This window comes from Pseudoalteromonas sp. KAN5, assembly GCF_022846535.1.
GTDB classification, from domain to species: Bacteria; Pseudomonadota; Gammaproteobacteria; order Enterobacterales; family Alteromonadaceae; genus Pseudoalteromonas; species Pseudoalteromonas haloplanktis.
In genome coordinates this window covers 3,430,968-3,451,422 of sequence record NZ_AP025589.1, presented here as the reverse complement: position 1 = coordinate 3,451,422, position 20,455 = coordinate 3,430,968, and the positions used below count along the sequence as shown (strand labels likewise).

The window sequence follows — 20,455 nt, the reverse complement described above, 5'->3', positions numbered from 1 at the left end:
GGCTGCTCTGTGGCATGATTAGCGCAGAGCAACCCGAATTAGAGCGCTATGTTAGTTAATTTTTCCAAAATGCACGGCCTAGGCAACGATTTTGTTGTAATTGATAACATTACACAAAACGTTTTCCTGTCACGAGATCAAATAAGAAAACTGGCAGATCGCCATTTCGGCATCGGCTTTGACCAATTACTTATGGTAGAAGCGCCTTATTCTCCTGATCTTGATTTCCATTATCGTATTTTCAATGCCGATGGTAACGAAGTCGAACAATGTGGCAATGGCGCTCGCTGCTTTGCTCGTTTTGTACGAATGAAAGGCCTTACCAACAAGCATAAGGTTACCGTATCGACCAAATCAGGTAACTTGACTTTATATATTGAAAAAGATGGTCAAGTAACAGTCAATATGGGTCATCCTAATTTCGAGCCAAGTAAAATACCGCTCAAAGCGACTAAGCGTGAACTCACTTATATTATCCGCGCTGAAGAACACACCGTATTTAGCGGTGCTGTATCAATGGGTAACCCACATTGCGTACTAGAGGTGGATGACATAGATACCGCCGACGTAAACACCCTAGGGCCATTACTTGAAAATCACGAACGTTTTCCGCAGCGAGTTAACGTTGGCTTTATGCAGGTGATCAACCCAGAGCACATTAAACTGCGAGTTTGGGAGCGCGGCGTTAGCGAAACTCTGGCTTGCGGTACCGGTGCTTGTGCCGCTATGGTGATTGGCCAAATTCAAAGTAAACTCTCTACCACAGTGCAGGTCGATTTACCTGGCGGTAGTTTGCAAATTCGCTGGCAAGGTGAAGGTCACCCGGTAAGAATGACAGGCCCTGCTGAACATGTATTTGATGGACAAGTTGCTTTATGAGTCAAATAACACCTGAACAAGTTGCTGATTTTTTACGTGAAAACCCATGCTTTTTACAGCAAAACAGTGACCTTTTAGCGCAATTAGAGCTTCAGCAACATGCGCAAGGTGCAACCTCATTGGTGCATATTCAACAACGCCAATTACGTGAGCATAATACGATGCTAAAAAGTAAAATAGCCTCCTTGATTGCGCATGCCAAAGAAAACGAGCTCATTTATAGCTTATTTAGTGAATGTCATCGTCAGCTTTGGACTAACTACGATTTTAAAACCTTAGCTATTAACTTACGTAATATTATTTGTACTAACCCTGCTATTAGTGAATGCCACTTACTAAAGTATGAAAGTAAGTTTGATGAGCTAATTGCCCATCGTTTACAACCAGACGGGATTTATCTAGGTCGCGTAAATCAGCAAGAGCGAGATTTACTGTTTAAAATTGATATCCAATCAAGTGCACTGTATTTAATTGGCAACAGTCAGCACCCTATCGCCATTTTGGCATTTGGTAGCGCAGATCCGAATCATTTCGAGCCAGCAAAAGACAGCTTATTTGTGCTTGAGTTTGTGCGCTCATTGCAACTCAGATTGCTGGAGTTAGAACAGGAACTTGCATGAGCGAGCAGCTCCCACCTGATATAGCAGAGCTTTGCGAGCAACTAAGCGATGCATGGCGCACACCTATTCAACAATTTAGCGACTACCTTAAGTTTGAAAAACAATACTCACCGCACACGATAACGCAATACACCAGCCAGCTTGGTTTTGCAGCCTTATACTTCAGTAAACTCTGCGATGATTGGTCAAATGTGCAAGGTGAACATATACGTCGTTACAGTATGCAGCTCAGAGGCAAACAATTAAGCGGACGCACAATTAGCTTAAAACTCAGCTGTATTCGCAGCTTATATAAGTTTTTAAAAACAAAGAATACCAATCAACAACACCATTACCATAATCCAGCACAGGCAATCAAAGGCCCTAAATTTGCCAAGCCACTGCCAAAAAATCTCGATGTTGATCAAATGACGCGGTTACTTGATATTCAAGACGATGACCCACTAGCAATACGTGACCAGGCGATGATGGAATTAATGTATTCTTCTGGCTTAAGGATAAGCGAGTTAGTCGGCGCCAACTTACAGGATATTAACCGCAGTTCAGCTGAAATTTTAGTCCGCGGTAAAGGCAATAAAGAACGCCTCTTACCGGTTGGTGGTAAGGCGTTAGAATCACTAAATAAGTGGTTAAAGCTTCGGCCGCAATTTGCTCACCCTGATGAAGTTGCGATATTTGTTAGTAGTAAAAAATGTCGTATATCCGCGCGTCACGTGCGGCTCAGAATGCAAGAGTGGGGTATAAAACAAGGCATTAGTAGCCAAGTACATCCGCATAAATTGCGCCATTCATTTGCATCACATATTTTAGAATCCTCAGGCGACTTACGAGCTGTACAAGAGTTATTAGGTCATAGCAGTTTATCAGCAACCCAAGTGTACACTCATTTAGACTTTCAGCATTTAGCCAAAGTGTACGACAACACTCACCCTCGCGCTAAAAAGCGCTCAAATACCGACTAGCCAGGAGCTGATATGATCCGCTTTAATCGTGCCATAAGCCATTTTTCTGTACTCAGTTTTGATTTAGATGACACACTATACAACAATCACCCCATCATCAAAGCGGCTGTGCAAGCACAAATAGATTACCTCAATGCGCTTCCCAACTGGCAAGCGCAAGGCAAAAACTACTGGCAACAATGCCGTGAACAAGCGGTAATTGACAACCCTGAACTCATCGACAACGTAACTCAATGGCGTAAAAGCACATTACGAGTGGCACTTGCCAAGCTCGGCTACCAAGGAGTAGAGCTGGAACAGCACGCTAATTACGCATACCAAGCATTTGCCGATGCACGCAGCCAAATTACGGTTAGTGATGAAGTGCTTGAGCTACTCGCTAAACTTACAAAGCACTATCGTTTAATTGCTATAACCAATGGTAATGTTGAAGTTGAGCGATTTAACTTAAACGGTGTATTTGAGCTGGTGCTGCAAGCGGGCATTCACGGTAAAGCAAAACCGCATGCCACTATGTTCGAACAAGCATGTAATCATTTAAACGTAGCACCACAACAAATTTTACATATCGGCGATAGTTTAGATACTGACGTACACGGCGCGCATAATGCAGGCTGCCAATCTATATGGCTCAATAACCAAGCCGCAAACTATGCATATAAAGGCTTAGCCGACATTGAAATTAAAGATATTCAAGCGCTAAAGTACTTTTTAAAGTAACGGGGGTTTAAAATGAAAAGGACGTTTTCCACATACTTACTCATCACGGCGTTAACCGCCTCCGTTGCGTTGAATGGCTATTTATTATGGCCAACAGAAGTCGTTAGGCCCAGTAAAGAGGCTGTTACACAATCTAAAACACAGCAACCGCCCTCAGAGTTATTTAGCCCTTATTACCAACAAGCTATACGGCAGTTTGACCAGCAACAGTTTAGCGCTGCCGTTGCCAGTTATCAGCAATTACACACAGCCCAACCATTACAAGCTGAGCAGCTATATTTTCAATGGCGTAATAGCGTAGAGGATTGGCTGAACGATGGGCAATTGACGACCGTTGAGCGTTTTTTACAGGCCTTTTTAACCAGCGAACCTTACAATGTCAGTATGTTACAACTTGATGCCGAGCGCTTAGTAAAAAGCCAACAACCCAATCAAGCCATTGTGGCATTGTTAGCTTTACAATCACTTGCCAATGAAAGTCAGTTAGCAGCCATAAATATGCGCTTAACCCAGCTTACTATTGCCCAACTACAGGCACTCAATGAACGTAGGGCATGGCAAACAATTACTGAACAAACACTGGCGTGGCTTGATTATGATAATGAAAACCCTCGTTATTTATTTGCCCTTGCGCATGCTTATTATCAGCTCAATGACTTACCCAGTGCACAGTCAAGTTTAGACCGCCTACCTCTGGAACACCCATTGCAAAGTCAAGCAGCTGCATTACAAGAGCAAATTAACCATGCCATTAACGGCCTAGATAAAGTCCCTTTAGAAAAACGAGGAGCGCATTACCTTATTGATATCATTATTAATAACGATGTAAATACGCAACTGATGATAGATACTGGAGCAAGCTTTACGGTACTACCAAAGCAACTGTTAGAGTCGCTCTACCCACAACCAAAATATATCAACGAGATGACCGTAAATACAGCTAATGGCCAAGTAAAGGCTGCTCACTATCAAGTTGAGTCGATTAAAATTGGCCAACAAATTTTACACAACTTTGACATTTTGGTGATCAACAATCATAGTGGCTATGGCCTATTAGGAATGAATTTTTTACAACATTTTAAATTTAATATTAATCAGCTAGATAATCAGCTTGAACTAGAAAAACAATAACTTAATTTAAGGATAAACATGACACTCAACGATTTTTTAAGCCGCTTAGCTGAACAACCGCAACAGCTTGAGTTTAGCGATTGCATGGCAGTGATTGATGCAAATTATCGCTTTACGCCAAGCGCATTTAATAACCACGGTTTAAAAAGTGCTGCTGGTGAAAACAACGGCTCGTGCAAAATTTTTGCTTTTGCTAAGCTCAACCAATTAAGCAAACAAAATACCTTAGATTGCTTTGGCGCATTTTACCGAGAGGATGTATTAGGAAATCCTGATGGTCACGATCATATGAACATTCGTACCTTTATGCTCGCACCCGAAGCCACGCCATTTTTAGGACTGACTTTTGAGCAACAACCGTTGTTAGAAATAGCCTAAAGCTCTTTTTCCATAAAGTATCGCGTGCCTGAAAGCGGATAATTATTTAATTGGTATTTCACCACATAGCCGTTTTTTTCATAAAACGGCTTAGCCTGAAAATCTAACGTATCTAACTGAGCCCATTTAGCGCCAAGTTGTTGCCCATGCTCCTCAATTGTATGTAATAGCTGAGTCGCCAAACCATGACCACGAGCAGTCTCAGCACACCACAACCAGCTTATCATTAACCAATTACCAAATACCTGAGCTGTGATCCCTGCCACTAGCTGCTGATTTTCATCGACAAACTTAAACCCTAAAGGAATTCTCTGCGTATCAAAGTGCGCTTGATTAAAAGCCTGCATGGCGGATCTTAATTCCTCTTGCAAACACTGTGAGTCATCTCGCTGTAGTGAGTACATTCATAACCCCTTCAAAAAATAATAACCCATCATTAGCTTGTGGCTTGTTATACTCGCAGCATTATTAACTGTCCAGCTTATGCTATGATTGAAAAAACTCGCCTTGCTAAATACCTTGCCCATGCGGGGATTTGCTCTCGTAAACAAGCATCTCGATTAATTGATCAAGGCATTGTAACTGTGAACGCCCACCCCGCGAATCATATTGATCATGTAGATGACAGCGACGATATACGTGTTAATGGTGAGCGCATACAAGGTGCGGCCCCACTGGTTTACTTTGCCTACCACAAACCCGTTGGTATTGACTGTAAACTTAATCAAACCGACTCCAGCAGCTTGATTCATCACCTGCCACAAACAACCCGAGTGTATCCAATTGGCAGGCTAGATAAAGACTCTCGAGGTTTACTAATACTGACCAATGATGGCGAATTTTGTAATCAGCTGATCCATCCTGATTTCCACCAGCCAAAGCGTTATTTAGTGACTGTAGATAAGCCACTTGATGATAATTTTTGCCAAACAATGGCAAACGGTGTGCCCGTAGACAAACACATTACTTTACCTTGCACAGTTGAAAAAATAACAGAGCACCAGTTTAGTATTATTTTAAAACAAGGGCTTAACCGTCAAATACGAAAAATGGCACACTACTGTGGCTATAAGGTTACCGACCTTTACCGTGAACAAATTGCTCATCTCGAATTAACGCCACTCAACCTTGCAGAAAATAGCTACCAGCAAATAAACAAGTCTGACATTCTAAAAAATTAATTAATTTTTACACAAACTAGTTGCAAAAAATGATTACAGGTGTAATCTTAATTTAAAGATTACACTTGTAGGCGACATTCATGATTGAATTATCGAAAGCAGAATTTGAAGTGCTCGATGCACTTTGGCTGAATTACCCAGCAACAGCAAGCCAGATCATCGACCGTTTAAGCGATGAAAAACAGTGGCACGAAAAAACCATTAAAACCTTACTTGGACGACTGGTAAAAAAAGGCGCTCTCAGCTTTGAAAAAGAGGGCCGCCAATATATTTATACGCCCTGTATGGAACGCGCTGAATACACACTCAAGGAAAGCCAAAACTTTATAGAGCGATTTTTTAGCGGCCGTATTGCACCTTTGGTAAGTGGTTTTGCTAAATCAGAACAACTTTCACAACAAGACATCAATGAACTTAAGAAAGTCATTGATGAGTGGGAAAAGCAGCAGAAGTAAGGATTCAACATGCTAGAAATAACCTTTAATTGGCTTATTGAGCAACAACTCTTATTCAGCATACTGATAGTTAGCCTGCTCGTGTTAGAGCGCTATTCATTAAAATGGCTCAATGCAAATTTTGTCTATAAATTGTGGCTATTAATCCCCATTGCACTACTGCTGGCAAATTTACCCGCACACTTAAAACCATTACAAAGTGCCGCTATTAGCACTATGTTGATCACCCCAAATAAAGCGTTGGGTGCTAATTTTAGTATTAGTTGGGCGCTACTCTACGGCGTGATATTCAGCCTATTAGCTGTGATCACCGCATTGACGCATCAGCGTTTTATCAAACAGTTGCAATTAACGCCTCTAAACGATAAATCGTTTGTTAGGGATAACCCAACTATTCAGTTACTACAAAGTGATGCAGTGAGTACACCGATGGTGATTGGGTTATTACGTACACAGTTAGTGTTACCAACAGGCTATCTGCAAAAAACCGATAGCGTCTCATTAAAGCTCATCATTGAGCATGAAAAAGTACATATAAAACGTGCCGATAACTTATTAAATATGTTGTTACTAATAACAACATTGGTGTTTTGGTTTAACCCACTTGCTTGGCTTGGCTACCTGAGTTTCAGGCGCCTACAAGAGCTTTCATGTGACGAAAAAGTACTCGCTAATAAAAACACCCAACAACGGATTTTATACAGCAAGGCCCTCATTAATTGTGCAGCAAGTAGTCGCGCAGGCTTGATGGCTTATTCACACTATGGAGATAAAAACACTATGTTACAACGACTCAATCAAATCAAACATAACGGCAACAGCTCACTGGTTGCCAAGGCTGCTCTGCTCATTTTTGCTGCGGGAATGTTAAGCAGCTTTGCAATTGCTAAACAACCAGAGGCAAAAGCCCAGAAGCAGTCAATTTCACCGATCATGCGCATTGAACCTCTTTATCCAAAGCAAGCAGCTGAGCAAGGGATCAGTGGTTCTGTGGTATTAAAGTACGACATTGACCCTGCTGGAAACACCGCAAATATCTCAGTGGTAAACGCTAAACCAGAGGGCGTATTTAATAGGGAAGCAAAAAGAGCATTAAAGCAGTGGCAATATAAGCCTTCGAACTTTGGCTTTAAAGATGTACTGGTACAACTGGATTTTGCCATAGATAAGCATTACAAATCAGATGATCTCATCGAAAAGGTAACAGTTGCGGCTAAATAAGTCACAAACCGCAAAGACCCTAAAGCAAGCGCCTTGTTTAAGCCGCTTGCTTTAGCGTTTTCAGAACTAATCTATAAACACACAGCAAGTAGCGCACAAATTAATAATAGTCATTATTACTCCTCACCAACTTAGCACAGCGAAGCGCGTAGTGTAAAAACGAGTAATAAAAAAGCCGCCGTTGCTTACTAAACAATGGCGGCTAACAATAACATCACCTTTACTATAGCTCAGTGCAAACATTATGAAACTGTGACATATTGTCGCAGCTGAGTTATTTTCATTTTAGCTATTTTTAGTTCGCTTTAGAGCCCTGGCACTGATAACGTATTGGTTCCTCTTACTTGCCATTTTTTATTATGATCTGGATATTCTTAACTATTTTAGCTGCTTTTATGCAGTCGTGGCGCAACGCTTTGCAAAGTCAGCTAAGTGCACATGTTAGTGTTGCGGGAGTCACTTTAGCGCGTTTTATACTAGCAAGCCCGCTAGCGTTGGCTTACTTACTGGCATTATATAGCTACCAAGATGCTCCTTTACCCTCCTTTAACCTCCATTTTATTGGTTATATTATCGGCGCAGCTATTGTGCAAATTATTGCCACTGGGCTAATGGTGAAGTTATTTAAAATGAATAACTTTGCAGTGGGTGCAGGCCTTGCAAAAAGCGAAGCTCTGGTCGCCGCTATTTTAGGAGTACTGTTTTTTGGTGCGACCTTATCTTTACTTGGTTGGTTAGGCGTATTTCTTGGCTCCATTGCAGTATTGCTATTGAGTGGCATTACTAATGTTAAGCACTTTAGCTTAAAAACAGCCTTGTTAGGTTTAGCCTGCGGCACTGCATTTGCTCTATCTTCATCGTGGATCAGAGAAGCAAGTTTGAGCTCTGGGCTTACATTTCCTTATTCAGCAGCCTGGGTTTTACTGCTTATTATTAGCTTACAAACCATAATGCTGGGTGGTTACATTGCAGTGAAAGAACGTCCGACATTTCGCGCTATGTGGATACATAAAAAAACCACCAGTGCAGTTAGTTTTTTCAGTTGTATTGGTTCCATAGGCTGGTTTAGTGCGATGAGCTTACAACATGTCGCCTATGTTAAAACCTTAGGGCAAGTGGAAGTGTTTTTTACCATCTTGATTTCCGTATTATGGCTCAAACAGCCTTTAAAACGTCAAGACAGCGCAGGACTGCTATTAATTGCCATAGCTGCAGTTTTAGTGATGTTTCCCTCAGCATAAAAAAGCGGCCCCCATAGGGCCGCACCGCAATTTTTAAATGTGCTGTTAATGACTAATTTTCAACGTGATCACGCCACTGATGATCATTAACACACCAGCAATACGGCCAAATGTGGCCGCGTCATTATAAAACAATATCCCTACTAAGAATGTCCCTGCGGCACCAATACCAGTCCAAACCGCATAGGAGGTCCCCATAGAAATATCCCGTTGAGCCAGCCATAACATAAAACCACTCGCGACCATAAATGCCACCGCAATAGCAATTCCTAGCCATCGGTTTTCTCCCTCTTGCGACATTTTTAATCCCACTGGCCAGCCGATTTCAAGCAAACCGGCGATAATTAAATAAATCCACGCCATTAATTAACACTCTTTTTCAATATTACGTCATATAAATCTTCGCGACGGTCTTTTAAGTTTCGTACAGTTCCTTCGCTATGTAGAATTTTTAATTTATCCATATCTAAATCACTAAATAACAACATTTCAGTATTCGGCGTTGCTTCGTTTAGTACGGCATCATGCGGGAACGAAAAATCTGATGGCGTTAGCACAGCTGATTGCGAATATTGCACATCCAAGCTTTCCACTTCAGGTAAGTTACCCACAGAACCGGCAATAACCACATAACACTCGTTTTCAATAGCACGTGCTTGTGCACAATGGCGTACGCGTAGGTAACTATTTTTAGTGTCAGTCCAAAATGGTACAAATAAAATATCGAGCCCTTGCTTGGCTAAAATTCGCGACAACTCAGGAAACTCAACGTCATAGCAAATTTGAATGCCGACTCGTCCTGCGTCAGTATCAAATACAGCGATTTTATCGCCGCCTTGAATCACCCAATCATTTTGCTCATGTGGCGTGATATGAATCTTGCGTTGTTCGTCAATTTTACCGCTGCGATGACATAAATAGCTGACATTATAAATTTTATCTTCTTCAGCCAATGGCATAGAGCCAGTAATAATATTGGCATTGTATTCAACCGCCATACGCGACATTGCATCACGAAAAGTTTCTGTGTATTCCGCTAAATTGCGGATCGCTTCAGTCTGACTTTTCTGCTCTGTTAACCCCATTAAAGGCGCATTAAAGAACTCTGGAAACAAAATAAAGTCACTTTTATAGTCAGAAACAGTATCAACAAAATATTCCACTTGTTTTAGCAGCTCATCAACCGAATCTACGCAGCGCATTTGCCACTGCACAGCCCCGACCCGTACTATTGATTTAGTAGATTCAAGCACTGTATCCGTGGGTTCAAACATAATGTTATTCCACTCTAATAAAGTGGCATAACCTACCGACTCCTGATCTTCAGGCAAATATTTTTTTAGTAATCGCTTAACTTGGAAATCATTTGATAATTGAAAACTTAAAATCGGATCATATAACTCCTTATGATCAACTTTCTCAATATATTGTGTCGGTGTCATGTCATTGCTGTGATTGTAATAACGCGGGATCCGCCCACCAGCTAGAATAGCGCGTAAGTTGTATTGACGGCATAATTCTTTACGCGCATCGTACAGTCGTCGCCCTAAACGCATACCACGATGAGTTGGCGAAATAACCACATCTAAACCGTACAAAGCATCACCATCAGGATCGCTGAATACCCGATCATGACCATCAACTATATCTTCATAAGTATGTGGATTTGAAAATCGTGCATAATCCACTTGGACGCTCAAAGCGATCCCCACTAATACACCATCATCCACCATGCCCAACTGGCCTTCTGGAAACTGGTCAATTAATCTAAAAATGGTATGGCTAGGCCATGCACCGCCTAAACCTGGGTAGGCTTGATCCATCAAGGTTTTTATTTGTGGGTACTGCTCTTTGGTTAAATTACAAATCTCAAGATGGGTTTTTTCTGCCGACATACACAACTCCTTTAGGCGTAGGACATTAAATTCGATAAACAAACCAACATATACGTTATTAGCTCTGAACACATGCTTAGCAAGCATATTCAGCACTGATTATTTATTTTAAGATAGCACCAACAGCAGTGTTGAAGTAAGTAAAGTAAGCATTTATTTTTGTTTTAATTTAAGTTGTGCGTACGGCATTATTATTTCAGCCGCACAAACCTCAAAAGGAGCCGCACAGAAATTTTTTACTCTAAGTAAACTCACCTATACTCTGTATTTACGCATCTAAGATCAGGAGTTGTTTTGCCAGCACTAATGCAAATTAAACATCAAAATCTCGACGATGTTGAAACCATTAAATTTCAAATAATCCAAAGGGTGGCCTATTTTGCTCTTGCTATCCACGTGGCATTGATCTTTATTTTTTATCATCTCGGCGCATCTATGCTAGCACTGGCAAATATTTTTAGTGTTTTTGCTTGGGCAAGTGGTATCAACTTAATCAATAAAGGCCGACACTCCCTCGCATTGAAGGTTTTTTCAATAGAAGTGCTATTACACTCTATATTAGTCTGCGCAACGTTAGGATTAGAATTGGGCTTCCAATTCTACTTATGGACGATTTCATGCTTACTACTTGTCGACTATCAGCTCAAACTCAAACATGCTTTTATCTACAGCCTGATGCTTATATTCACTTTTGCAGCGCTATATTTGTTTTTCAGTGATGTCGTTTATAGCTATGCATACAAGGATTTTTTACTCTACATCAATATGCTCAATATAGTCATTGCTGGCCTACCAATGGTTTATGCTATTGGCTTGATCCGAGAGATCAGCATTTCACAACGCATCGCACTAACGGATATGGCCGCTAAAGACCACTTAACTAAACTATATAACCGCCGTTTTGCAAAAAAACTTATTTTAGCCGCGCAGCAAAAAAGTGTGTTTACTAACACTAACCTTTGTTTAGTTATGGCTGACATTGATTTTTTTAAACACTTTAACGATACCTATGGCCATGACAAAGGCGACGCGATCTTAGTCAGAGTTGCGAATGTAATAAACCAACATATCGCTGAACAAGACATTGCTGTTCGTTGGGGTGGAGAAGAGTTTTTAATCGTACTTACTAATACCAATGAGCAAAATGCTTTTACTCGAATAGAAAGAATGCGAGACAACATTGCAGCCCTTAACTGTGCCGAACAAGGGGGGAACTTGAATATAACGATGAGCTTTGGTTTGATCCAGTGGCAGTCTAACGCAAGTCTTGAGGAAATGCTGCAACAAGCCGATGCAGCACTTTATAAGAGTAAAGAAAATGGCCGAAATCAAACAACCATTGCCACTACTGAAACAGACTACACCGCTGAATTAAAAAGTATTTAAAGGCGCTATAATAATTTCATGTGTTAATGCCTGTGGTAATAACGGCGTTGCTTTGGCGGCGATATAGTCATCAAACCCGGTGCGATAAAACGGCGATAATGGATGCCCTGATTGGCCCCCGGGAATAGCCATTATGGCGTTTTCTAGATGCCCAGGCTGGGCAATAAACCGCTGTGATACGCCAAAGCTACGTCCTTGTACTGCAGGCATATAACTATCACCAAACCCTGGCGCTGTTGGCATATTGAGTAATTTGCTCAATTGCGGTATTTGCTGTGCAAATGGATGCTCAATCACAAGTTCATTTACTTTACCCCACTGCCAACTTTGCATGTTCGCACCAAACTCTGTTGTTAATTTACTTACAACTTGGCTAAATGCCCCCCTTAATTGCGCATCCCAGTCAGCAAACTGTGGATTTAACCAACTGTCAGGTTGTTGTTCGATTAGTTGCCAGATTGCAGGTTCTAGATCCCGCTTCACATACTTTAATGACCCGCCTTGTGTTTGCAAGGTTGCTTGCATCGCGGAAAATACACTATTAATAATCTCATCACGGTAGCGTCTTACCAAGGTATAACCTATTGAAGTCGCACACGCGCACCCTTGCCAATTTTCGAGTTCTTTGATGTATTGCTGATTAACCACACTATTTTTATTAAGCTGTTTGAGTAGTAAGCTATGCCACGGCTGTAAAAAGCGCGCCTGATTATCATGCTGTAACTGGTTAAAGTCAGCTTCATTAAACTGCTGTTTTTCATATAATCGGTCACGAATTTGCGTAGCGCGTGCACCTAATGCATAACCCCCATTGCCAAAACGTAAATCATCCTGAGCCGACACAACCCGTGAATTACCCGTCCACAAACGGCCATCAGGCGGGTTTTTTAGCGCCGGCCTTTGTTGTTCATTATGTTGCCAGCGCGCTGAATAGTCGCTAGCAGAGACCGCCAGCGCAGTTGGATTAGTACGCCCAGGGAGTGCCCCCATATTTTTCCATGCTGCATTACCTTGACTATCTACTACCATTAAATTTTGTACTGGGATCCCCACGTCACTGGCAATAAGTAGCGCATCATCGACTGTCGTCGCGTGTTCTAACTGCAATAAATCCATATCCACAGCGTATGGCTGATGACCCACCCAACTCAATGCGTAAGAGTTACCATTGATTTCTCGTACCGGACCAAATTCACTGAGGGTAAGTGAGTATTGTTCACTCGTGCCATCCGGTAGAGCTATTTGCTCAACTTCTTGCCACGTTTTAGTGCTATCTGTTAAGGCTACCCAATCGGCAGTATCGAGATAGCCATTGGTAAATCCCCAAGCAATGTCATTATTGGTACCTACCACAATTGCTGGTGCTCCCGGTAAAGATACCCCTGTAACTTGGCGCTGTTTACCTTGCTTAGTTGTAAAATTAAGTTGCGCGCGATACCAAATAACAGGCACCGCCATAGATAAATGCATATCATCCGACAACATCCCCGCTCCAGTACTTGTTAACTGCCCTGTAACTGCCCAGTTATTACTGCCACGTTCTTGGTTTGCATCTATATTTAATACTGCCTGTAAGGCTTGTTTAGGTAACTCAGGGATCCCTAATGTGTAAGGGGGGAGCTTACTGCCATCTAATGCTGCTTGATATTGACTCGGTTGAGTTAAAAAGCTGACCATGTCAGAGCCATAAATATCGGCAATTTGGATCAACGCTTGGTCACGCTCAAAAGTTGCGGTTTGTAAATCTAGATACATGCTGTAAATCACTAACAAACTATCTTCACTGCGCCAAGGCTGTTGCTCTGCACCTGTTAGTAAATATTCAAAGCTAGTAAAACCGATCTGCGCTAAGCCCTCATTAACACCTGCAGCGTAGCTTGTTAATAGTGCCTGATCAGCCTCTGGTAATTGCTTAACAATTGCTGCACTGCGCTTTCGTAATTGATGAAAACGCATTTTTTTATCTAAATCTAATGCCGCTTTACCAAATAACTCACTCAATTCACCCGCAGCATTACGACGCAATAAATCCATTTGAAAGAATCGATCTTGGCCATGCGCAAAACCTAAGCCATAAGCAGCATCATTTCGGCTTTCAGCAAAAACAACAGCTTGTCCAAGTTGGTCTCGCGAAATTTTCACCTCATGATTAACATTATGGCTGCGGCCCTTACCATCCAAGGCGGGTAAACTGACTGCCAACACCCCGTAAACAACAGCCGTTACTGCTAACCCTAAAATAACCACTGCCAACACCAACCATTTGACTACTTTAAACATGGACTAATCCTTTTCACTTTGAATTCTGTCTATCATAAACATAGTTTTATGAAAAATAATGTTCTTCATTGGTTTCTCAGCAAATTAATTACTGCAAACCGCAAAACCAGCCCAGTGATAATTGAATTAACAGTTAATCTGCCAGCTAACATATCGTAATTTAAATAAAAAATATGTCCCCCTATTTATCAGAAGCATTTCTATTTCTACGATAAATTGACTATAGTTGAACTGCCAATTCTTAAATGCATAAAGCGTAATGTCATTGCCAAAAACACAAGATGATAAAAAGGTATACAAATTCAAACTGACATTTTGGTGTTCGCTCGCGTTTATTTTCTTGATTAGCCTAGTGCTGGATCAAGTCAGCTATGAGCGCGCCAAACAATCTCACCGGCTGTTGATTCTATCTGAAGTCAGTAGCTATCGTACGCAACTTGAATCTACTTTAGTGTCAAATATTCAATTAGTACGAGGTTTAGCGGTCGCTGTTGCCGCAGAACCTAATTTAGAACAACAGCGTTTTGCACAAATCGCTGCACCATTATTCGACACTTCATCTGAATTACGTAATATCGGCGGTGCACCTGATATGGTGATCCGCATGACCTACCCGCTTGCGGGCAATGAAAAAGGCAATTGGCCTAAACTTTTTAGAAAACCAAGAGCAACGTGCCGATGCTATTCGCGCACGTGATAATAATGAAATAGTGATGGCGGGTCCTCTCACATTGGTTCAAGGTGGCGAGGCCTTAATTGCTAGAGTTCCTGTTTACCTACCCCCAGATAAACACTTTTGGGGATTACTCTCTGTAGTACTCGATATTGACAAAATGTACACCAAAGCAGGTATCTATGAATTAGAAGAACACTACGATGTGGCTATCCAAGGGCGCAATGGCTTAGGTAGCAAAGGAGAGTTTTTTCATGGCGACTCTGAAATTTTAACACACAACCCGCTTGCGTTTACGCTCACTTTCCAAGGTGGGGAATGGCTGTTATTTGTTTCTCCAAAAGCTGGCTGGGCACCTCCAGGCTCATCTGTCTGGCCGCTAAGGTTAGCAATTTTTACAATTTGCGGGTTGCTTTGCTTAGCGTTTTTAGTGTTCTTAAAAATGCTCAACCGGCAATTACAAAATGAAAAAATGTTAGTCACTATGAGTAGCCTTGCCAAAATTGGCGCATGGTCATTCAATCTCGAAACCCAACAAGTGTATTGGTCTGATATGACCAAAGAAATTTTCAAATACCCGCTAGACGAACAACCTGATTGGCCAACCAACCTTAATTACTTTAAAGCTGGTGAAAGCCGCGATACCGTGCAAAGACTTATTGAGCGTGCTATAAAATACGGTGAAAGCTACGAAGTCGAACTCGAAGTCATAAATTCTCTTAATCAATCTGTGTGGGTATTAGTTCATGGTGAAGCTGAAATTCGTAACGGCCGCTGCGTCAGAATTTTTGGTTCGCTGCAAGATATACATACCCGTAAATGTATTGAACTAGAAAGCAATAAAACAGCGCTGCACAATGAAGCTCTTGCCTCTCTTACCGTTAACAGCGCAGTGTTGACAGGGAATTTAAAGCAATCTAAAGATATCATCACACGATCAGTATGCGATGCCCTCAATGTTGAACGAGCCAGTATTTGGCTATTCAATGAAAGTAAAGATCAGTTACTCTTATTTGCCTATCACGGCAAGCACGCGTCTGAACACACAATACTGCAAACATGGCAACAAAGTGAGCTACCAAGTTTTTTTGCCGCCATAAATAATCAAGCAGTACTCAGCGCCGCCAATGCACTTAGCAACGAACTTACCACGCCACTAACTGAGCATTATTTAGCACCTTTAAATATCCAATCTATGCTAAGTGCTTCGATTCCAGCAGGAAGCGGGGCCATTGGTATTGTGTGTGCAGAGCAATGCCAACTCCCACGTGCATGGTCCCGTAACGAAGAAAGTTTTCTAATCGCTGTGGCTGCCTTAATTGGCAGCTTATACTCAAGTGAACAACGTATAGAAACAGAGCAACAATTAGTAACAGCGAAAGAAGCAGCTGAACAAGCAGTGACCGCTAAAGGGGAGTTTTTAGCGAGCATGAGTCATGAAATTCGCACACCCATGAACGGGGTACTCGGGATGCTGAATATTGTGCAGCAGACCCAGTTAGACGCACAGCAAGCTCACCATATCGAGTTAGCACAATCATCAGCACAGTCTCTGCTTAACATTATTAACGATATTTTGGACTTTTCTAAAATTGAAGCTGGTAAATTAGATATTGAAGAAATTGCCTTTAACTTACCTAAATTACTAGGTGAAATCGTCGAATCCTTTGCCCTGAAAGTAGAGCAGCATAATACCAAACTGATTCTAGACGCCACTAAAATTGATGTAAACGAAGTTATTAGCGATCCAAATAGGCTACGACAAATTCTTAATAACTTGCTCGGCAACGCTGTTAAATTTACTCACGATGGAGAAATCATCGTTATTGCAGATTTAAATAACACCACAGATGGGACTTTCTTAAATTGTTCAATAATTGATACTGGTATTGGTATAAAAGCCGACAAGCAAGCTGCTTTGTTTGACTCATTTACTCAAGCAGACACCTCAACGACTCGCCAATATGGCGGCACAGGTTTGGGACTGGCGATAGTAAAGCAACTTTGTAATTTAATGAATGGTGAAGTGAACGTTACCAGTGTATACGGTGAAGGGAGCACTTTTACTTTCTCCATAAAAGTACAACCATTGCTCAGTAGAGAACAAGACTTACCAAGCCATTTAATCAAAAATAAGCGGATTTTAATTGTAGATAGCTGCCCTTTAAATGGCGCAATAGCTCATAAACAATTGCAAGTATGGGGTGCGTATGCAGATATCGTTAGCCACTACCCAAGCATTACAAAGCACCTAACATCAAGCGAAGTAACGATTGATGCTGTATTACTTGATTATAGCTTTATTAGACAAGCCGATGCTGAAGTAATAAAGCTGCTCCAAGGCTACCTAGACGAGCACCAAGTAAAACTAATACTCATGGCTCCAATGAGTTTCTCAAAAGAACATACCAACTTACCTGTTAATGTTAATTGCATGATATTTAAGCCACTAACTCCTTCTGACTTATTTGACTCACTGGCTAATGACAAGTTTATTGAGCAGCAGCAAAATAACCCCCTACCACATACCAACATTGCAGTTAACAGCGTAGACTCTGCAAATCAAGAGAAAATTCTGCTCGTCGAAGACAACAAGGTCAATCAGGTTGTTGCCAGTGCCTTGCTTAAACAGGCTGGCGTTAATTTCGATATCGCCGAAAATGGTTTAGAAGCGATAGAAAAGCTAAAAAATAATATGGCACAGCCTTACAAGTTATTGTTAATGGATTGCCAAATGCCTGAAATGGACGGTTACCAAGCAACTCGTGCGATCCGTAATGGCGATGCCGGAGAACATTATAAAAACGTAACTATCATTGCCTTAACTGCAAATGCAATGCAAGGCGATAGAGACAAATGCTTGAATGCTGGGATGAGTGATTATTTAACCAAACCGCTCGATTTTGAAGCGCTTCAGCCAAAGTTACAACAATGGCTTGATACACAATAAAAGTGTAAGCTTAGGCATAACAAAAGAAGGATTTATTATGCAACTCACAGCTATTGAACAACGTGTGATCGGCTGTTTACTTGAAAAACAAAGCACGACTCCTGAACATTACCCGTTGTCACTCAACGCACTAACGAATGCCTGTAATCAAAAGTCAAACCGTGAGCCAGTATTAACTCTCAGTGAAACACAAGTTCAACAAGCATTAGACACCTTGCTTGCTCAACGCTTAGTGACACAGGATGAAGGGTTTTCTGGCCGTGTAACCAAGTTTGCACATCGTTTTTGCAACACCGAGTTTGGTAATTTACAATTGACTGAGCAACAACGCGCGATTATTTGTTTGCTCCTCCTACGCGGGCCACAAACTCCAGGTGAGTTAAGAACCCGTAGTAATCGTCTTGCTGAGTTTAACAACGTCGCAGAGGTAGAAACTGCACTGAACGAGCTAATCAACGCAGAACATGTCGTTAAACATCCGCGAGAGCCCGGCAAACGTGAAAGTCGTTACAGTCATTTATTTGCAGATCCTGAAAGTACTGTCGTTGCGCAAGCAGTGGAGTTACCCGACATCAAAGCTGATGAGCTGAATGAATTACTTGCTGAAATTGATGACCTCAAAGCCGAGTTACAAAAAATAAAACAGCATTTAGGGCTTTAAATTAAACCCTTTGAATTAGACTATAACCACAATAATGAACTGTTAGGAGCCCAGCATGCGCGCTGAGATAATGGCTGAAATGAAAGTCCAGCCAACTATAGACGTTGACCAAGAAATTACACGCCGTGTTAACTTTATAAAAAACCGCCTTGTGGCAGCATATTCACGCTCTTTAGTGCTGGGGATCAGTGGTGGCGTGGATTCATCTACCTGCGGGCGTTTATGCCAACTTGCCGTGAACGAATTAAATACTGAACAACAAACTGAAAAATATCAATTTATAGCCGTTCGCTTACCTTACGGTATTCAAGCTGATGAAGCCGAAGCGCAATTAGCCGTTGATTTTATTCAACCAAGTAAACGGATGACGGTAAACATCAAGCCTGCAGCTGATGGCATGCATGAACAAGCTTTAGCAGCTGTCGTAGGTAGCGGTGAAAGCCTACCTGAGCAAGCGCAAATTGATTTTATTAAAGGTAATGTAAAAGCTCGCCAACGTATGGTGGCACAATATGAAATTGCTGGCTTATGCCAAGGACTTGTCGTTGGTACTGATCACAGCGCCGAAAACATTACTGGTTTTTACACTAAATTTGGTGACGGAGCCTGTGACTTAGCCCCTTTATTTGGTTTGTCAAAACGCCAAGTACGCGCATTAGCAAAACAACTTGGTGCACCAGACTTACTAGTGAATAAGGCACCAACTGCCGATTTAGAATGCGACCGCCCAGGCCTTACTGACGAAGAAGCCCTAGGTTTAAGCTATGAACAAATTGATGACTTTTTAGAAGGTAAATCGGTGAGTGATGAAGTCAGCGAAAAACTAATTGCTATATATCTGCGCACTCAACATAAACGTCAAGCCATCCCAACAATTTACGATTAATTGCCTACTAACTAAACTGAGCGTGTGCCTGCAAATATAAAAAGCTGCGCTCGGTTTATTTGTATGATCGATCTCTTATCGTCAACCGTAATGTACAACTTAATAATGCAGTAATGAGTTTGCTACGCTAATGGGTGAAACATTACTGTAATTTAGTTTATAGTTAGCTTATTAATACTTAGCGTTAAATAGAGAACATCGCATTATATGACATCGCCCATTTTAATCACTGGCGCAGGCCAGCGTATTGGTCTAGCACTTGCTAAGCATTTTATTGCCGCTGGGCAAACGATCATAGTGACCTACCGCACTCGTCATAAAGCCATTGATGAATTAGCGCAACAAGGCGCTATTTGTATCGCTGCAGACTTTAGTGACGATAATGCTATTGTAGAGTTTATTGCGGTATTAAAAAGCCATACTAGCAGTCTTAAAGCGATTATTCACAACGCCTCTAGCTGGGATTGTGAAGCGAATAATCCTGATAGCGCGGCGCTTTTTGATAATATGATGCGCATCCATGCCAAAACCCCTTACTTGATCAACCTTGCTAGCAGTGAGTTATTACAACGTTATTACGAACAACATGCTGCGCCAGCCGACATTATTCATTTAACCGATTATGTGGTCGATACTGGTAGCCCTAAACACTTAGCATACGCTGCAAGTAAAGCTGCTCTTGATAACTTAACCAAGTCGTTTGCAGCTAAATATGCACCACAAATCAAAGTTAATGCAATTGCACCATCACTCATTATTTTTAATGAAGATGACGATGAAGCATACCGTGCTAAAACGTTAAAAAAATCTTTAATGGGCATCGAACCCGGTTGCCGTGAAATCATTAATAGTGTCGATTTATTACTAAATAGCCATTACATAACGGGGCGTTCATTGCCCGTAGATGGCGGCAGACACTTAAAATAACGAATTTAA

At 41.5% G+C, this 20,455-nt stretch carries 18 protein-coding genes and 1 pseudogene; 15 read left to right on the top strand and 4 right to left on the bottom strand.

Annotation, left to right across the window (positions count from 1 at the left end):
- Positions 1 to 48: 48 nt before the first annotated feature.
- The 6 genes from dapF to KAN5_RS15330 are packed head-to-tail and all read left to right on the top strand — an operon-like array spanning position 49 to position 4,690.
- Positions 49 to 879: a diaminopimelate epimerase gene (gene dapF / locus KAN5_RS15355; protein WP_138554726.1), complete on the top strand. Its 831-nt coding sequence runs from the start codon at positions 49 to 51 to the stop codon at positions 877 to 879.
- Positions 876 to 1,499, top strand: a complete 624-nt coding sequence (locus tag KAN5_RS15350; protein WP_016709993.1) for a DUF484 family protein — start codon at positions 876 to 878, stop codon at positions 1,497 to 1,499. The genes dapF and KAN5_RS15350 overlap by 4 nt, the downstream gene beginning before the upstream one ends.
- On the top strand, positions 1,496 to 2,461 hold the full coding sequence (locus KAN5_RS15345) for a tyrosine recombinase XerC (RefSeq protein ID WP_016709992.1): 966 nt from the start codon (positions 1,496 to 1,498) through the stop codon (positions 2,459 to 2,461). Before KAN5_RS15350 ends, KAN5_RS15345 begins: the two co-directional genes overlap by 4 nt.
- Positions 2,462 to 2,473: 12 nt before the next feature.
- Positions 2,474 to 3,181, top strand: a complete 708-nt coding sequence (locus KAN5_RS15340; RefSeq protein ID WP_016709991.1) for an HAD-IA family hydrolase — start codon at positions 2,474 to 2,476, stop codon at positions 3,179 to 3,181.
- Between the two features lie 12 nt (positions 3,182 to 3,193).
- A complete protein-coding gene (locus KAN5_RS15335) occupies positions 3,194 to 4,312 on the top strand; it encodes a TIGR02281 family clan AA aspartic protease (protein WP_016709990.1) in 1,119 nt (372 codons plus the stop codon).
- A gap of 18 nt (positions 4,313 to 4,330) precedes the next feature.
- A complete protein-coding gene (locus KAN5_RS15330; protein ID WP_016709989.1) occupies positions 4,331 to 4,690 on the top strand; it encodes a HopJ type III effector protein in 360 nt (119 codons plus the stop codon).
- On the opposite strand, the gene KAN5_RS15325 is transcribed toward KAN5_RS15330, so the two are convergent.
- On the bottom strand, positions 4,687 to 5,094 hold the full coding sequence (locus tag KAN5_RS15325; protein ID WP_016709988.1) for a GNAT family N-acetyltransferase: 408 nt from the start codon (positions 5,092 to 5,094) through the stop codon (positions 4,687 to 4,689). The two genes, KAN5_RS15330 and KAN5_RS15325, sit on opposite strands and share 4 nt — an antisense overlap.
- Before the next feature lie 84 nt (positions 5,095 to 5,178).
- Between KAN5_RS15325 and KAN5_RS15320 the strand changes: the two genes are divergently transcribed.
- The 4 genes from KAN5_RS15320 to KAN5_RS15305 all read left to right on the top strand — a co-directional run bounded on the left by KAN5_RS15320 (position 5,179) and on the right by KAN5_RS15305 (position 8,788).
- Positions 5,179 to 5,871 carry a pseudouridine synthase gene (locus KAN5_RS15320; protein WP_138554722.1) on the top strand — a complete coding sequence of 231 codons (693 nt, stop codon included), beginning with the start codon at positions 5,179 to 5,181 and terminating at the stop codon, positions 5,869 to 5,871.
- Between the two features lie 80 nt (positions 5,872 to 5,951).
- Positions 5,952 to 6,326, top strand: a complete 375-nt coding sequence (locus tag KAN5_RS15315; RefSeq protein WP_016709986.1) for a BlaI/MecI/CopY family transcriptional regulator — start codon at positions 5,952 to 5,954, stop codon at positions 6,324 to 6,326.
- Positions 6,327 to 6,335: 9 nt separating this feature from the next.
- Positions 6,336 to 7,547, top strand: coding sequence for a M56 family metallopeptidase (locus KAN5_RS15310; protein WP_244390051.1), 1,212 nt, complete (start codon positions 6,336 to 6,338; stop codon positions 7,545 to 7,547).
- 359 nt (positions 7,548 to 7,906) lie between these two features.
- Positions 7,907 to 8,788: a DMT family transporter gene (locus tag KAN5_RS15305; protein WP_244390959.1), complete on the top strand. Its 882-nt coding sequence runs from the start codon at positions 7,907 to 7,909 to the stop codon at positions 8,786 to 8,788.
- A 45-nt stretch (positions 8,789 to 8,833) separates the two neighbouring features.
- On the opposite strand, the gene KAN5_RS15300 is transcribed toward KAN5_RS15305, so the two are convergent.
- A complete protein-coding gene (locus tag KAN5_RS15300; protein WP_016709982.1) occupies positions 8,834 to 9,151 on the bottom strand; it encodes a multidrug efflux SMR transporter in 318 nt (105 codons plus the stop codon).
- Complete coding sequence (locus KAN5_RS15295; RefSeq protein ID WP_138554719.1) at positions 9,151 to 10,683, bottom strand: bifunctional GNAT family N-acetyltransferase/carbon-nitrogen hydrolase family protein; 1,533 nt, start codon at positions 10,681 to 10,683, stop codon at positions 9,151 to 9,153. The genes KAN5_RS15300 and KAN5_RS15295 overlap by 1 nt, the downstream gene beginning before the upstream one ends.
- Before the next feature lie 294 nt (positions 10,684 to 10,977).
- On the opposite strand from KAN5_RS15295, the gene KAN5_RS15290 reads away from it, so the two are divergent.
- Positions 10,978 to 12,069 (top strand): GGDEF domain-containing protein, encoded by a 1,092-nt coding sequence (locus tag KAN5_RS15290; protein ID WP_016709980.1) that lies wholly within the window; start codon positions 10,978 to 10,980, stop codon positions 12,067 to 12,069.
- On the opposite strand, the gene KAN5_RS15285 is transcribed toward KAN5_RS15290, so the two are convergent.
- Complete coding sequence (locus KAN5_RS15285) at positions 12,055 to 14,349, bottom strand: penicillin acylase family protein (protein ID WP_244390050.1); 2,295 nt, start codon at positions 14,347 to 14,349, stop codon at positions 12,055 to 12,057. The genes KAN5_RS15290 and KAN5_RS15285 overlap by 15 nt on opposite strands.
- A 259-nt stretch (positions 14,350 to 14,608) precedes the next feature.
- On the opposite strand from KAN5_RS15285, the pseudogene KAN5_RS15280 reads away from it, so the two are divergent.
- From KAN5_RS15280 to folM, 4 genes and pseudogenes are all read left to right on the top strand, one after another.
- A pseudogene (locus KAN5_RS15280) lies at positions 14,609 to 17,972 on the top strand (ATP-binding protein).
- 37 nt (positions 17,973 to 18,009) lie between these two features.
- Positions 18,010 to 18,633, top strand: coding sequence for a YceH family protein (locus tag KAN5_RS15275; protein ID WP_138554716.1), 624 nt, complete (start codon positions 18,010 to 18,012; stop codon positions 18,631 to 18,633).
- A 55-nt stretch (positions 18,634 to 18,688) separates the two neighbouring features.
- Positions 18,689 to 19,519, top strand: coding sequence for an ammonia-dependent NAD(+) synthetase (nadE, locus tag KAN5_RS15270; RefSeq protein WP_016709976.1), 831 nt, complete (start codon positions 18,689 to 18,691; stop codon positions 19,517 to 19,519).
- Between the two features lie 207 nt (positions 19,520 to 19,726).
- Positions 19,727 to 20,446 carry a dihydromonapterin reductase gene (folM, locus tag KAN5_RS15265; protein WP_244390049.1) on the top strand — a complete coding sequence of 240 codons (720 nt, stop codon included), beginning with the start codon at positions 19,727 to 19,729 and terminating at the stop codon, positions 20,444 to 20,446.
- The last annotated feature ends 9 nt before the right edge of the window (positions 20,447 to 20,455 follow it).

What these genes read in the sequence shown, in the direction of transcription:
- KAN5_RS15285 (WP_244390050.1), bottom strand. Translation starts at nt 14,349, where the DNA reads ATGTTTAAAGTAGTCAAATGGTTGGTGTTGGCAGTGGTTATTTTAGGG.
- KAN5_RS15330 (WP_016709989.1), top strand. Translation starts at nt 4,331, where the DNA reads ATGACACTCAACGATTTTTTAAGCCGCTTAGCTGAACAACCGCAACAG.
- KAN5_RS15340 (WP_016709991.1), top strand. Translation starts at nt 2,474, where the DNA reads ATGATCCGCTTTAATCGTGCCATAAGCCATTTTTCTGTACTCAGTTTT.
- dapF (WP_138554726.1), top strand. Translation starts at nt 49, where the DNA reads ATGTTAGTTAATTTTTCCAAAATGCACGGCCTAGGCAACGATTTTGTT.
- KAN5_RS15335 (WP_016709990.1), top strand. Translation starts at nt 3,194, where the DNA reads ATGAAAAGGACGTTTTCCACATACTTACTCATCACGGCGTTAACCGCC.
- KAN5_RS15325 (WP_016709988.1), bottom strand. Translation starts at nt 5,094, where the DNA reads ATGTACTCACTACAGCGAGATGACTCACAGTGTTTGCAAGAGGAATTA.
- folM (WP_244390049.1), top strand. Translation starts at nt 19,727, where the DNA reads ATGACATCGCCCATTTTAATCACTGGCGCAGGCCAGCGTATTGGTCTA.
- KAN5_RS15275 (WP_138554716.1), top strand. Translation starts at nt 18,010, where the DNA reads ATGCAACTCACAGCTATTGAACAACGTGTGATCGGCTGTTTACTTGAA.
- KAN5_RS15315 (WP_016709986.1), top strand. Translation starts at nt 5,952, where the DNA reads ATGATTGAATTATCGAAAGCAGAATTTGAAGTGCTCGATGCACTTTGG.
- KAN5_RS15310 (WP_244390051.1), top strand. Translation starts at nt 6,336, where the DNA reads ATGCTAGAAATAACCTTTAATTGGCTTATTGAGCAACAACTCTTATTC.
- KAN5_RS15300 (WP_016709982.1), bottom strand. Translation starts at nt 9,151, where the DNA reads ATGGCGTGGATTTATTTAATTATCGCCGGTTTGCTTGAAATCGGCTGG.
- KAN5_RS15305 (WP_244390959.1), top strand. Translation starts at nt 7,907, where the DNA reads ATGATCTGGATATTCTTAACTATTTTAGCTGCTTTTATGCAGTCGTGG.
- KAN5_RS15295 (WP_138554719.1), bottom strand. Translation starts at nt 10,683, where the DNA reads ATGTCGGCAGAAAAAACCCATCTTGAGATTTGTAATTTAACCAAAGAG.
- nadE (WP_016709976.1), top strand. Translation starts at nt 18,689, where the DNA reads ATGCGCGCTGAGATAATGGCTGAAATGAAAGTCCAGCCAACTATAGAC.
- KAN5_RS15345 (WP_016709992.1), top strand. Translation starts at nt 1,496, where the DNA reads ATGAGCGAGCAGCTCCCACCTGATATAGCAGAGCTTTGCGAGCAACTA.
- KAN5_RS15320 (WP_138554722.1), top strand. Translation starts at nt 5,179, where the DNA reads ATGATTGAAAAAACTCGCCTTGCTAAATACCTTGCCCATGCGGGGATT.
- KAN5_RS15350 (WP_016709993.1), top strand. Translation starts at nt 876, where the DNA reads ATGAGTCAAATAACACCTGAACAAGTTGCTGATTTTTTACGTGAAAAC.